The 12,576-nt window shown below is 63.1% G+C and carries 13 protein-coding genes and 1 pseudogene; 7 read left to right on the top strand and 7 right to left on the bottom strand.

Going from position 1 to position 12,576, the window contains the following annotated elements:
• The first annotated feature begins 107 nt into the window (after nt 1-107).
• Both QM716_RS09165 and QM716_RS09160 read left to right on the top strand, forming a co-directional pair.
• The gene (locus tag QM716_RS09165; protein WP_283303840.1) at nt 108-587 is read left to right on the top strand and encodes a hypothetical protein; all 480 of its coding nucleotides are present in this window, start codon (nt 108-110) and stop codon (nt 585-587) included.
• Nucleotides 588-591: 4 nt separating this feature from the next.
• Nucleotides 592-1,270: pseudogene (locus QM716_RS09160) on the top strand (DUF8817 family protein).
• On the opposite strand, the gene QM716_RS09155 reads toward QM716_RS09160, so the two are convergent.
• The 5 genes from QM716_RS09155 to rimP form a co-directional block, all read right to left on the bottom strand.
• Nucleotides 1,225-1,515, bottom strand: coding sequence for a DUF503 domain-containing protein (locus QM716_RS09155; protein ID WP_283303838.1), 291 nt, complete (start codon nt 1,513-1,515; stop codon nt 1,225-1,227). The pseudogene QM716_RS09160 and the gene QM716_RS09155 sit on opposite strands and share 46 nt — an antisense overlap.
• Nucleotides 1,516-1,628: 113 nt before the next feature.
• On the bottom strand, nt 1,629-4,586 hold the full coding sequence (gene infB, locus QM716_RS09150; RefSeq protein ID WP_283303837.1) for a translation initiation factor IF-2: 2,958 nt from the start codon (nt 4,584-4,586) through the stop codon (nt 1,629-1,631).
• Between the two features lie 108 nt (nt 4,587-4,694).
• Nucleotides 4,695-5,045, bottom strand: coding sequence for a YlxR family protein (locus QM716_RS09145; protein ID WP_283303836.1), 351 nt, complete (start codon nt 5,043-5,045; stop codon nt 4,695-4,697).
• Between the two features lie 44 nt (nt 5,046-5,089).
• Nucleotides 5,090-6,121 carry a transcription termination factor NusA gene (nusA, locus tag QM716_RS09140; RefSeq protein WP_283303835.1) on the bottom strand — a complete coding sequence of 344 codons (1,032 nt, stop codon included), beginning with the start codon at nt 6,119-6,121 and terminating at the stop codon, nt 5,090-5,092.
• Nucleotides 6,118-6,726: a ribosome maturation factor RimP gene (gene rimP, locus QM716_RS09135; protein WP_283303834.1), complete on the bottom strand. Its 609-nt coding sequence runs from the start codon at nt 6,724-6,726 to the stop codon at nt 6,118-6,120. Before rimP ends, nusA begins: the two co-directional genes overlap by 4 nt.
• A gap of 271 nt (nt 6,727-6,997) precedes the next feature.
• Between rimP and QM716_RS09130 the strand changes: the two genes are divergently transcribed.
• The gene (locus QM716_RS09130) at nt 6,998-7,447 is read left to right on the top strand and encodes a hypothetical protein (protein WP_283303992.1); all 450 of its coding nucleotides are present in this window, start codon (nt 6,998-7,000) and stop codon (nt 7,445-7,447) included.
• Entirely contained in the window at nt 7,444-7,899 is a 456-nt protein-coding gene (locus QM716_RS09125; RefSeq protein ID WP_283303833.1) for a ferritin-like domain-containing protein, read from the top strand. The genes QM716_RS09130 and QM716_RS09125 overlap by 4 nt, the downstream gene beginning before the upstream one ends.
• A gap of 52 nt (nt 7,900-7,951) precedes the next feature.
• Here the strand turns inward: QM716_RS09125 and QM716_RS09120 are convergent, their stop codons facing one another.
• A complete protein-coding gene (locus QM716_RS09120) occupies nt 7,952-9,376 on the bottom strand; it encodes an MFS transporter (protein ID WP_283303832.1) in 1,425 nt (474 codons plus the stop codon).
• 83 nt (nt 9,377-9,459) lie between these two features.
• Here QM716_RS09120 and QM716_RS09115 point away from each other — a divergent pair, with 83 nt between their 5' ends.
• The 3 genes from QM716_RS09115 to QM716_RS09105 all read left to right on the top strand — a co-directional run bounded on the left by QM716_RS09115 (nt 9,460) and on the right by QM716_RS09105 (nt 11,522).
• On the top strand, nt 9,460-10,095 hold the full coding sequence (locus tag QM716_RS09115) for a TetR/AcrR family transcriptional regulator (RefSeq protein ID WP_283303831.1): 636 nt from the start codon (nt 9,460-9,462) through the stop codon (nt 10,093-10,095).
• A 93-nt stretch (nt 10,096-10,188) separates the two neighbouring features.
• Nucleotides 10,189-10,686 (top strand): nuclear transport factor 2 family protein, encoded by a 498-nt coding sequence (locus tag QM716_RS09110; RefSeq protein WP_283303830.1) that lies wholly within the window; start codon nt 10,189-10,191, stop codon nt 10,684-10,686.
• Nucleotides 10,683-11,522 carry an SDR family NAD(P)-dependent oxidoreductase gene (locus QM716_RS09105; protein ID WP_283303829.1) on the top strand — a complete coding sequence of 280 codons (840 nt, stop codon included), beginning with the start codon at nt 10,683-10,685 and terminating at the stop codon, nt 11,520-11,522. The genes QM716_RS09110 and QM716_RS09105 overlap by 4 nt, the downstream gene beginning before the upstream one ends.
• Here QM716_RS09105 and QM716_RS09100 read toward each other — a convergent pair.
• On the bottom strand, nt 11,484-12,488 hold the full coding sequence (locus QM716_RS09100) for a DMT family transporter (RefSeq protein ID WP_283303828.1): 1,005 nt from the start codon (nt 12,486-12,488) through the stop codon (nt 11,484-11,486). The genes QM716_RS09105 and QM716_RS09100 overlap by 39 nt on opposite strands.
• Nucleotides 12,489-12,576 lie beyond the last annotated feature (88 nt).

The raw sequence follows: 12,576 nt of genomic DNA, 5'->3' as shown, positions 1-12,576 counted from the left end.
GACAACAGTCTCGTCCATCGGCTACCCGGCAACCAAATCACCACCCACCCGCGCCTACCGCGCCGAGAGCAAAGACCGATCGCCCCTTTGTTGGTAACGTCCGGTCGATGACGCGATCAAGAATCACCGCATCGATCATTTCCGGAGGGCTCGTTGCGACTGCACTACTTTGCTCGCCGACAATCGCGTCGGCCGACCACAGCGAGTTCACACCGCTTCCACTGACATATTCGCTGGGAAAGAACAACACCCTTCCGTGCAGCGGACAACTCACGGGCTACGTCCAAACCCCGCACGACCGTCCAGGCATTGCAGTCATTTCAGTCTCCTGGACTTCCTTTTTCGACAGCCCGTGTTCGATCACCGCCTACGTCAATTATTCGAATCGCGACACTCGCACCGGTGGAACCAGAGCAATCGACTTGACGCACACCTCTGACGGATCCGGTTCGCTGCGGGCTGAGTCGAGCCGCCAGATCTCCATTGACATCGGGTCGGGCAACGCGGGCCTCAATCTGACCAGCGAATCGCTCACATCCACCTTGATCGACCCGGGCGCGTCTACCGTGCGCTTCGTAGTGGCATGAAGTAGTGACCGAAATCGATTCCGTAGCCGCGACCGAGACCACCGTCCCCCTTCTCCCGTGCTCGGACGTGCCAGGAACGCTCGAGTTCCTGCAGGCACCCGGATTTCAGGTCACCTACGAGATGACGCGTCCCTACTTTGTATCTCGTGTTCCGGTGGCGCGGTGTCGAATCGCACTACTGGAAGGTCCTTGCCAAGGGCGCTCCGCGAATCGCGCGATCCCGGCCCGGCCACAGTCGGTTCACCGTCGTCGATCCCTCGGGCAACAACATCATCTTCATTCAGCGTGACGAACCCGAGGACCTCGAATACGGCGGATCGAAGTCGTTGAAAGGCTTGGCCAGAGTCGTCGACAACGCCCGTATTCTTCGGGAATTCAAAAACGACGATCCCACTGCCGCTCAGGTTTTGGACATCGGCCTACGTCGATTCTGCGACGCGGGTGCGGTGGATCTGGTGAAAGCGCTGACCGCTCGCGCCGAGATCGCCATTGCGCCGGGCGAAGCTGAGATTGCGCGAAAAATGCGCGACGCGGTGGACGCCGTCACACTGGTCCCGGAGACGCCGAATCCTTTGCCGACGAACTCGATTCGGTACGCCGTCTGGAAGCGTGGCTCACTGACACCGATCGGTGACGCTCAGTCTTCCGGGCCGAAGATTCGCCTTCGCACTGCCAGCAACTGAATCTCGGGACGCTCGGCCACTGCCCGTTCACAATGATCGAGAACATCATGCAGGTGATCGACGGACGGGCTGACCACACCGACTCCCACGAGCGCACGACGCAGGCGTCCTTGCTCCCCCGCCTCCGCTGCACTCACGCCGAATCGACGGAGTTCCGTCAGGATCGGCGACAGCATCGAACGCTTTTCCTTGAGTGAGTGGACATCCCCGAAAAGAATGTCGAACTCCAGTGCCCCTACAAACATTTTCCCCCTAGACAGAGCCGAATGGACTCTCCCGGACTTGTATGTTCAAGTCCGGGAGAGTCCATGTCAGCTAGTACTCACGTGCGTCCGCCCCAACGCCCGTGTCGACATAATCAGTCGCGCGGCTTCTCGCGAAGCTCGTAGCACTCGAGAACGTCACCGATCTTGATATCGGAATAGGTGACGGTCAAACCACATTCGTAGCCTTCGCGAACCTCGGTAGCGTCTTCCTTCTCCCGCTTGAGCGAGGAGATGGTGACCGTCTCGGCGACGACCTTGCTGTCGCGGATGAGACGTGCCTTGGCGTTGCGACGGATGCTGCCCGACGTGACCAAGCAACCGGCAATGTTGCCGATCTTGGACGAACGGAACATGGCGCGAATCTCTGCCTTGCCCAGCTCGACCTCTTCGTACACCGGCTTGAGCAGACCCTTGAGTGCCTTCTCGACCTCGTCGATGGCCTGGTAGATCACCGAGTAGTAGCGAATGTCGACGCCCTCGCGGTTCGCCAGCTCCGTTGCCTTGCCTTCGGCGCGGACGTTGAAGCCGATGATGATCGCGTTGGACGCAGCAGCCAGGTTGACGTTGGTCTCCGTGATGCCACCGACACCGCGGTCGATGACGCGCAACTGCACCTCGTCGTCGATCGGAATTCCGAGGAGAGCCTCTTCGAGGGCCTCCACGGTTCCCGAGTTGTCACCCTTGAGGATCAAGTTCAGCTGTGAATGTTCCTTCAAAGCTGCATCGAGATCGTCGAGGCTGATGCGCTTACGACTCTTCGCTGCAAGCGCGTTGCGCTTACGTGCGTTGCGACGGTCTGCGATCTGGCGAGCGATACGGTCCTCGTCGACCACGAGCAGGTTGTCGCCTGCACCGGGGACCGACGTGAAGCCGATGACCTGGACCGGACGTGAAGGCAGTGCCTCGTGGACGTCCTGACCGTGCTCGTCCACCATGCGGCGGACGCGGCCGTAAGCATCGCCGGCAACGATCGAGTCGCCGACCCGCAGCGTTCCGCGCTGGATGAGCACGGTAGCGACGGGGCCGCGGCCACGGTCGAGGTGCGCCTCGATGGCAACACCCTGAGCGTCCATGTCCGGGTTGGCGCGCAGATCCAGGGAAGCGTCGGCCGTCAACAGCACTGCTTCGAGCAGTGCGTCGATGTTGAGGCCCTGCTTCGCCGAGATGTCGACGAACATGGTGTCTCCGCCATATTCCTCGGCCACCAGTCCGTACTCGGTGAGCTGCTGCCGGATCTTGTCCGGGTTCGCGCCTTCCTTGTCGATCTTGTTCACCGCGACCACGATCGGCACGTCGGCCGCCTGGGCGTGGTTGATCGCTTCCACCGTCTGCGGCATGACGCCGTCGTCGGCTGCGACAACAAGGATCGCGAGGTCGGTGGCCTTGGCACCACGAGCACGCATGGCCGTGAAGGCCTCGTGACCCGGGGTGTCGATGAACGTCACGAGACGCTCGTTGCCCTCGAGCTCGGTCAGCACCTGGTAGGCACCGATGTGCTGCGTGATGCCGCCGGCTTCGCCCTCACGGACATTCGCCTTACGGATCACGTCGAGCAGACGGGTCTTACCGTGGTCGACGTGGCCCATGACGGTGACCACAGGCGGACGGGACTCGAGGTCCTCTTCTCCGCCGGCGTCCTCGCCGTAGGTGAGGTCGAAGCTGTCGAGCAGCTCGCGATCCTCGTCCTCCGGGCTGACGACCTGCACAACGTAGTTCATTTCGCCGCCGAGCAGCTCCAGCGTCTCGTCGTTGACCGACTGAGTTGCCGTGACCATCTCACCGAGGTTGAACAACGCCTGCACGAGTGCTGCGGGGTTCGCATCGATCTTGTCCGCGAAGTCCGACAGCGATGCGCCGCGAGCGAGACGGATGGTCTCACCGTTGCCGCGTGGCAGCCTGACGCCGCCGACTGCGGGAGCCTGCATGCTTTCGTACTCAGCGCGCTTCGCCCGCTTCGACTTACGTCCACGGCGAACTGCTCCACCGGGACGACCGAATGCACCTGCCGCTGCGCCGCGCTGACCGGGACGGCCACCGCCGCCGGGACGACCGCGGAATCCACCGGCCGGAGCTGCTCCACCGGGAGCACCTGCACCGGCACCGGCGCCGGGAGCGCCGCCGCCGCGGTATCCACCGCCGCCGCCACCCGGACGACCACCGGGAGCGCCACCGGGACGACCCGGACGTCCGCCGCCACCGGGCGCGGGACGAGCGGAACGAGCAGGCATTGCACCCGGGTTCGGGCGAGGAGGCATGGAGCCGGGGCTGGGACGGGGTCCGCCCTGACCTGCGGGCGGACGAGGTCCACCCTGGCCGGGAGCCGGACGAGGACCGCCCTGACCCGGAGCCGGACGAGGTCCACCCTGGCCGGGAGCCGGACGAGAACCGCCCTGACCCGGAGCCGGACGAGAACCGCCCTGGCCTGCACCCGGACGCGGTGCGCCGGGAGCCGGACGAGGTGCCGGACGCTCGGCGGGAGCCGAGGAGTACGGGTTGTTACCGACGCGAGGTGCCTTCGGTCCCGGACGCGGTCCACCGGGCTTTGCGCCGGTGGACGGTGCGGCCGGAGCCGCAGGGGCTGCCGGTGCCGACGCTGCGGGAGCAGCCGGAGCCGGGCGTGCCGGCTGTGCTGGCTTCGGAGCGTTGAACGTCGGGGTGGGGACCGGCGCAGACGGTGCTGCCGGAGCAGCGGCTGCGGGAGCCGCGGGGACTGCCGGTGTCGGTGCTGCGGGAGCGGCCGGTGCGGGTGCGGCCGGTGCGGGTGCGGCCGGCTTGGGGCCGGGACGCGGGGCGCCGGGCTTTGCAGCTGACGGCGACGGTGCACCGGGCTTTGCCGCGGGGCGGGCCGGAGCGGATGCGCCGGTCTCGGTCTTGGTTTCTGCGCCGCCTGCCGACGGGAATGACTCCCGCAGACGACGGGCGACGGGCGCCTCCACTGTGGATGACGCAGACTTCACGAACTCGCCTTGCTCTTTGAGCGTTGCGAGTAGTTCCTTGCTGGTGACACCGAGTTCTTTAGCCAACTCGTGCACGCGGGCCTTGCCTGCCACTGCTCTCCTCACTGATGAGGTCGAGCAGGAGGCATCCCACAGATGTGGGTCCCACACGACCTCGGGTTATCGCCGATGGACGTTCATCGTTGGTGCTTCACGGTGTGCTCATGAGTGCTTGTGCCTGTTCTTCTCGAGAGGTACTGCTTTTGTGTGAACTGCGTCGACCAGATGGTCGACAGCGGACGTGTCCAGATTCCCGGACACTCGCAGTGCTCTGCTGAATGCTCGGCGCCGCTCTGCCAGGCTCAGACAACTCGGATCCAGGTGCAGCCATGCACCTCGACCGGGGAGTCTTCGCGATACGTCGGGGATCAGCGGGGAACCCTCCGGCCCCTGCTCACCAACCACGACCCTCAACAGATCGACAGCCGACCCTTGTTCCCTGCACCCCACACACGTTCTGACCGGCGAACCGGGTTTCACGCGCGCAGAATCCGAGGACTCACGTCGAACCATTGTCCACTCTACCGCCGAACCGTCTCGATCACTGCATTCCACCGTTATCCGTTGGAGGTGGCGGGCCGCTCGGACGCATCTCCAGCGGGTGCCGCATCGCTACGAATGTCGATACGCCAACCCGTCAACCGCGCAGCCAGGCGGGCATTTTGGCCCTCCTTTCCGATGGCCAGCGAAAGCTGGAAATCGGGCACGATGACACGGGCCGCACGAGCTTCGGGATCGACGACAGTGACGGAGACCACTTTCGACGGGGAAAGTGCGTTGCCGACAAAGGTCGCCGGATCTTCGTCGAAGTCGATGATGTCGATCTTCTCCCCCGCGAGTTCACTCATGACGTTGCGGACGCGCTGACCCATCGGGCCGATGCAAGCGCCCTTCGCATTGAGTCCCTGCACGCGTGAAGCTACGGCGATCTTGGAACGGTGTCCCGCTTCACGCGCGACGTTGATGATCTCGACGCTGCCGTCCGCGATCTCCGGAACCTCGAGGGCGAACAATTTACGTACCAGGTTCGGATGGGTCCGCGACAGGGTGATCTGCGGGCCGCGAGCGCCGCGAGCAACTCCGACGACATAGCACTTGATGCGCTCACCGTGCTCGTAATTCTCGCCCGGAACCTGTTCTGCCGGCGGCAACAATCCTTCGGCGCCATTGGATTCGCTGCCGATGCGAACGACGACCATTCCACGAGAGTTCGCTCGCGTGTCGCGCTGAATGACACCGCCGACGATCTCGCCCTCATGGGTGGAGAACTCCCCGAAACTGCGCTCGTGCTCGGCGTCGCGCAGGCGCTGCAGGATGACCTGGCGTGCGGTTGTCGCCGCAATCCGGCCGAATCCTTCAGGAGTGTCGTCCCACTCCTCGCCGATCATGTTGCCGTCTGCATCCGTGTCGTGCGCCATCACTCGCACGGAACCGGTCTTGATGTTGACGTCGATCCGAGCGTTCTGCTTGTGCCCCTCGGTGTGGCGGTACGCCGTCAGCAGCGCGGTCTGGATCGTGGCGATCACAGTTTCGATCGAGACACCCTTTTCGGCTTCGATCGCTCGCAACGCTGCAATGTCGATATTCACTTGTCGAACCCTTCTTCGTTTTCTACGTCTTCTAATTCTGCTTCGTCGTCTTCAGTGCTGTCGACACCGACATCAATCGCATCCGACGGGACTGCGCGCCCTTCCGGGATGCCGCCCGCGAGTTCCAACTCCGCCTCACTGGGCTTCGAGAACTCCACCTGAACGACTGCTTTCTGTACGTCGGCCAGGGAAATCTCTCGCACGGTCAGTCCGCCGCGCCCACCGATGACAACCGCAACCGAATCGTCGTTCACCGTTCCGATACGGCCCACCACGGTCTCGCCGGCCAGATCGATGCGCGCTTTACGTCCCCGGGCTCGACGCCAGTGACGCTCGAGCGTCAGCGGACGATCGATTCCCGGCGAGGTCACCTCGAGGGTGTACGGCGTTTCACCGATTTCCTCGAGACTGTCGAAGAGTTCTGAAACGAGTCTGCTGATCTCTGCGGCGGCATCGAGTTCGATCCCGGCATCGCTGTCGACCATGATGCGCACCGCGCTGTGCTTGCCCGCATTGGTCACGACAACGTCTTCGACGTCGTAACCCTGGGCGTGCACGAGTTCGGAGATCAGCTCGATCACCCTCTCCCTGGATGGCACCGGCATCTCGCGAACTCCTCATTTCAGTTGTCGTCGATTGTCCGACTTGTGTCGACTGTCGACGTGGGCAGCTGCGAGCATGAAAAGACACCAGGTGCCACATGCCGCAAGCATCCAAGAGTACCGCTCATTGCGCGTCTCCGTGACCAGAGTGCCCGACGCACGTCACAGTTGAACACGACCCGCGGATTCGAACGATCGGCCGACCACCTGGCACGATGGACTGGTGCTGACGCCCATGACCACTACCCCACTCTCCCGGCGGAGTGCGATCAAGATGACGGGAACCGCAGCAGCGTTGGGCGCTGCAACCTTCACCTTGTCCGCCTGCACCGACAACGGCACAGCGGAGGCGGCTGCTGAAGTCGACCAGCTGACGGCCCAGGCCGAGCGAGCCCGTTCCGACGCGGCAGCCGCAACCGCCGCAATCGCTCTTGCACCGGACAAGTCGGCCTCACTCACGACGATCAGCGCCGAACGAACAGCGCATGCACTCGAACTCGACGCCGAGATCGTGCGTGCAGCGGGCGGCGCCGCTACGACCACTGCGCCCCCGTCAACCTCGGCCGCGAACGCTCCTACGGCCGTCGACACGTTGAGTACCTCGCTGGCCGATTCGGCGCGCAGTGCCGCAGACCTGGCGCGGACGATGTCCGGCTATCGCGCAGGCTTGCTCGGCTCGATCAGCGCGTCGTGTTCAACCCAGGTCACGGTGTTGCTTCCGTGATCACTTCGCACACCCGTCGATCCGAGAGCTCTGCCTTGCTGACCGCCATCGAATCCGAGAATGCCGCGATCTTCGCCTACGGAGTAGTCGCCGCATTTTCGAACCCTGCCCGCGTCAATGAAGTTGCCACGCATACAGCTGCGCACCGCGCTCGACGCGATGCTCTCGTTGCACTCTCGACCGAAGCCGGCGAGACTCCGCCGACAGCCGCGGCGGCCTACGAGATTCCGTTCACGGTGACGGATGCTGTGACCGCGGCGCAACTGGCTGCACAGATCGAATCCGACACAGCCGTGACCTACCGGGCATTTGTCGAACAGGTCGACACCGACCAACTCCGCACGTTCGGAATCGACGGCCTCACCGATGCGGCAATCCGTGGCGCCGGATGGCGGTCCGCACTGGGAACTGCTCCGGCCACCTCAGCGTTTCCGGGGGACCCGACTACGTAACTGCTGTGCGCCTATTAACCGCCGGGGGTTGATAAAGGCGCACAGCAGTTGTTCAGGCCTTGTTATGCGAGGGCACGAACCACGCCGCGACTACCGCGACCAACACGAAGCAACCGCCGACGCGCAGAGCGGGTGTGAGTGCATCGCCGTAGCCCAGCGGAGTGAGCGCGCCACCAGCGGCGAGGAAGACTGCGGTGAGGACCGCGATTCCCAGAGCAACACCGATCTCACGAAGCGTGGAATTCGTCGAACTGGCCGTTCCGTGATCGGGTTCGTCCATGTCGACGAGTACAGCGGTCGAACTCGGCGCGAAGGTCAAGCCCATACCGATGCCGGCCATCAGCAGCGCCGGAACCAGCGACCCGTACGTCACGTCCGGACCGATCAACGCGGCCAACCAGAACAGTGCTCCGGCCTGGAGCAACAATCCGGTCAGCAAGAGCGAGCGGAGCCCGACCTTCGGCGCCAGAAAACCGGCGAGAGGCGCGAAGATCATCGGTGCTGCCGTCCACGGAAGCGTCCGCAGGCCTGCTTGGAACGGGCTGTAGCCCATCACGATCTGGAGGTACTGCGACAGCAGGAACACCGCTCCGAAAATACCGATCGAGAAGGTCAAGCCGATGACGTTCGCCATAGAGAAGCTACGGGAGCGGAACAGACGTAGGGGCATCACCGGATGCGACGTCTTCATCTCACGAAGAACGAACAGTGCCAAGGCAACTGCGGAACCCACCAGCGACGCCACCACGCCGAAGGATCCCCAGCCCTCGTCGTTGCCATGAACGATTCCCCATACCGCCAGAAACACGCCGAGCCCGGCGAGCGCGACACCGGGAAGATCGAGAGGCTGTGTGCGACCGGTCGATTCACGCAGCGCGTACAACGCGAGAGGAACAGCGACGATCGCAACCGGCACGTTGATCCAGAAGATGCCCTGCCACGAGAACCCGTCGACTACTGCTCCACCGACAACCGGACCCATCGCGATTCCCAATCCGGAGACGCCGCCCCACACGCCGATTGCCATGGCGCGCTTGGCTTCCGGTACCGCTGCCACGAGGAGAGTGAGCGAGAGCGGCATGATCGCGGCAGCGCCGGCGCCCTGAAAGGCTCGGGCCGCGATCAGCAGGCTTGGCGTCGTCGACAACGCCGAGGCAATCGACGCCGCCGTGAACAGCCCGATCCCGAACACGAACATCCGGCGGCGCCCCCACCGATCGCCGAGTGTTGTCGCCGAAAGCATCAGAGTGGCAAAGCAGAGCGTGTACGCGTTCATGAACCACTGGAGTTGCCCGACGGACGCATTCAGTTCCTTCTCGATCACCGGCAGCGCGCTCGTCATCACGAGGTTGTCGAGGGTGGCCATGAACATCGGCAGAGAAGCAGCAACCATCGCTATCGCGATCGAAACCTTACGCCCTCCACTGTCTTCCGACCCGGATGCGGCGTCCGATCCGGACTTCGTCAAAACGGTCATCGTGATTCCTCGAGTGAAGGTGCCTTAAGGCATCGAATGATTACTTAAGTCGAAACTAAGCTATCCGGTGATAACGTGTCAACATGTCGATCGGTGCAGCTGAACCACGTACCCGCAGGATGAGCGCACCGGAACGTCGCGCGCTCGTCCTTGCCGCGGCAACGCGAGCATTCGCAAAGGGTGGCTACTCCGGCACCAGTACGGACGCCGTCGCCAAGGAAGCCGGTGTCTCGCAGCCCTACGTCGTGCGCATGTTCGGAACCAAGGCAGATCTGTTCCACGCGGTGTTCACGCGCGCGCTCGACGAAATCGTGCGCACCTTCAACGACAAATTGGACACCGTCACGATCGATCCGAGCAATCCGCAGTTCTGGGCCGAGCTCGGATCCGCCTACGGCGAGCTGGTGCTCGACCGAGATCTACTGCTTGTCATGTTGCACGGCTTCGCCACCAGCACCGATGACGTCGCCGCGGTGTCCCGGACCGCTATGTCCGGGATCTACACCTTGCTGCGTGAGCGCACCGGCTGCACGCCCGAGCAAGCGCGTTCCTTCATCGCGAACGGGATGCTGATCAACAATCTGCTCGCGATGATGGCGCCCGAACACGCCGAAGAAGATCCAGCCCTCGGCGAGCTCTGGGGCAGCGTATTCAGCGATTCCGCTGCGATCACGCTCACCGGCGACGAGTCCCTGCACGAGACCGACACCGTTTCCTGACCGGTCACTGGGAAAAACTACACACATGTGACTGAGGACACCCTACAGTCGATCCGACATGTCTCCGGGAAACCCAGACGAAAAGGACCGACGTTGGATCTCGCACAACGCCTCGACGCGCTCGAACAGGTCGAGGAAATCAAGAAGCTCAAGCACGGCTACTGGCGAGCATGTGACGCCAAGGATCCAGTTCAGTTCCGCAACAGCTTCATCCGTTCCGGAGCGTCGATCGACTACGGCCGCCTCGGCGCGTTCGACGACGCGGGGCCGATGGCGGAAATCTTCGAGAAGATCGCTCTCCGTAAGGTCGACGGCCGGTACGCGGTCCTCGACATGCATCACGGATTGCATCCCGATATCGCACTGACCTCGGAGACCTCCGCGGTAGGTCGATGGACCCTGCAGTTCCGCCAGGTCGACACCGTCGGACGCACCGAGAAGTTGATGACCGGCGAATACGACGACAAATACGTGATCGAGGACGGTGTGTGGAAAATGAGTCAATGCCACTTCACGGAGACGTGGTCGATCACCACTCCCCTGTCGCCGGACGCTGATATCGCCGAGGGTTCGTTGGGTGGGCCACGATGACCACGTCGACGAACGAAAAAGTTGCGCTCGTAACCGGTGCGAGCCGGAGCGTCGGGAAGGGCATTGCACTCGCACTGGGAAGCAACGGATGGACGGTGTACGTGACGGCGCGAGGAACCGTCGGCGCCGACGGCCCGCTCGATCGCACCGCAGCCGAGATCACCGAGCGCGGTGGTCACGGCATTGCCGTGCAGTGCGATCACAGCGACGATCAGCAGATCGTCGATTTGTTTGCACGTATCGCCGACGAACAGTCCGGGCGCCTCGATCTCCTGGTCAACAACGTCTGGGCCAACCCGGCCGGCTATGCAGGCTTCGCTGATCCGTTCTGGAAGAGGCCGATCGACGATTGGGATTCGCTGATCGGGATCGGACTACGCGCCCACTACGTTGCTTCGGTGGAAGCGGCCAAGTTGATGGTTCCCCGGGGCAGCGGAGTGATCGGCAACATCTCGTCATTCGGGACCCGCGGGTACCTGCACTCGGTGCTGTACGGCATGTCGAAGGCAGGATTGGACAAGATGGCTGCGGACATGGCTGTCGAATTGAAGGGAACCGGCGTCACCGCGCTGTCCTTCTGGCTCGGGTTGATCCGCAACGAACGCATGGAGGCGAGCGGGATCGAGAGCTTCGAAGGCTTCTCGCTGGCCGAAGCCGAAACCCCCGAATTCGTCGGTCAGGTCATCACCGCATTGGCCAACGATCCGGACGTGAACGCGCGCAGCGGTCACACACTGATCACCGCGGAGACAGCTGTCGAATACGGGATCACCGACGCCAACGGGAAACAACCGGCGTCACATCGCAGTGCCTTCGGTGGCGGGCCCCTTTTCTGAGTCATCTGTAGCAGTAGGCGCGTCGCGTGCCGACACAGCACGCGGCGCTGCCACTCGGGCCTTCAAAGCAAGCCAGGCGCACACGATCACGACGACGCCACCGGCCATGATCGAGGGTGACAACGCCTCACCGAGTATCAGCGCCGACCACGCGATGCTGAGTACCGGTTGAACCAACTGTGTTTGGCTCACTGTGGAAATGGGACCGATCGCCAGACCCCGGTACCAGGGAAAGAACCCGAGAAACATACTCACGCATCCCAGGTAGGCAAACGAAAGCCACGAGTTCATTTCGGCAGAGACCGGAGCCTGTGCCATGGACGCCACCGTCAACGCAATGGTGACCGGCAGTCCGAGAATCAATGCCCAGGCAATCGTCTGCCACGACCCGATCTCGCGAGCCAGCAACGCACCTTCCGAATATGCCAGCGCTGCACAGACAACCGCGGCGAACAGAAGAAGGTCAGCGAGATGGAACGAGCCGAGTCCACCGTTTGCGACGGCCACGAACCCTACGACGGACACCGCACCGGCGGTACTTGCCCACCAGAATCCCGGACTGGGGCGCTCTTTTCCTCGAACGACGGCAAATACCGCGGTAGCCGCGGGGAGTAGACCGATCACCACCGCCGCGTGACTTGCCGGCGATGTCTGCAACGCAAACGTGGTGAACAGTGAAAACCCCAGAACCGCACCAACGGTCACGAGTGCGATGCGCAACCATTGCCGAAGCGTCGGAAGCGTCGCGCGAGTTACCGAAAGCATCACAATCGCAAGGACTCCGGCAACGACGGCGCGGCCTGCACCGACGAACAAGGGGTCGAGATCCACGACGGCGACCCTCGTGAGCGGAACGGTGAACGAGAACGCCAGCACGCCGAGCAAGCCCCACCACAAACCGGATCGAGACGATGCCGTCGGTAGCAGTGTCTGCGGCGCGACGATAGCGCTACTCTTCACATTCATGTTTTACGATAGCAGGAGCGCGGAACCCTGTGAAACTGATATTTCAGGTTGTGACCCGAATAGATGTCGAATTCTGTCGCGTTCGCGT

The organism is Rhodococcus sp. IEGM 1409 (assembly GCF_030056735.1).
In the GTDB taxonomy this organism is placed as follows: domain Bacteria; phylum Actinomycetota; class Actinomycetes; order Mycobacteriales; family Mycobacteriaceae; genus Rhodococcus_F.
This window is presented reverse-complemented; position numbering and strand designations above follow the sequence as displayed.

Excerpts from the sequence above, each read along its gene's own strand:
- QM716_RS09105 (WP_283303829.1), top strand. The coding sequence starts at position 10,683 with ATGACCACGTCGACGAACGAAAAAGTTGCGCTCGTAACCGGTGCGAGC.
- QM716_RS09165 (WP_283303840.1), top strand. The coding sequence starts at position 108 with ATGACGCGATCAAGAATCACCGCATCGATCATTTCCGGAGGGCTCGTT.
- QM716_RS09115 (WP_283303831.1), top strand. The coding sequence starts at position 9,460 with ATGTCGATCGGTGCAGCTGAACCACGTACCCGCAGGATGAGCGCACCG.
- QM716_RS09145 (WP_283303836.1), bottom strand. The coding sequence starts at position 5,045 with ATGGTTCGACGTGAGTCCTCGGATTCTGCGCGCGTGAAACCCGGTTCG.
- QM716_RS09130 (WP_283303992.1), top strand. The coding sequence starts at position 6,998 with ATGACGGGAACCGCAGCAGCGTTGGGCGCTGCAACCTTCACCTTGTCC.
- rimP (WP_283303834.1), bottom strand. The coding sequence starts at position 6,726 with ATGCCGGTGCCATCCAGGGAGAGGGTGATCGAGCTGATCTCCGAACTC.
- QM716_RS09155 (WP_283303838.1), bottom strand. The coding sequence starts at position 1,515 with ATGTTTGTAGGGGCACTGGAGTTCGACATTCTTTTCGGGGATGTCCAC.
- QM716_RS09120 (WP_283303832.1), bottom strand. The coding sequence starts at position 9,376 with ATGACCGTTTTGACGAAGTCCGGATCGGACGCCGCATCCGGGTCGGAA.
- QM716_RS09100 (WP_283303828.1), bottom strand. The coding sequence starts at position 12,488 with ATGAATGTGAAGAGTAGCGCTATCGTCGCGCCGCAGACACTGCTACCG.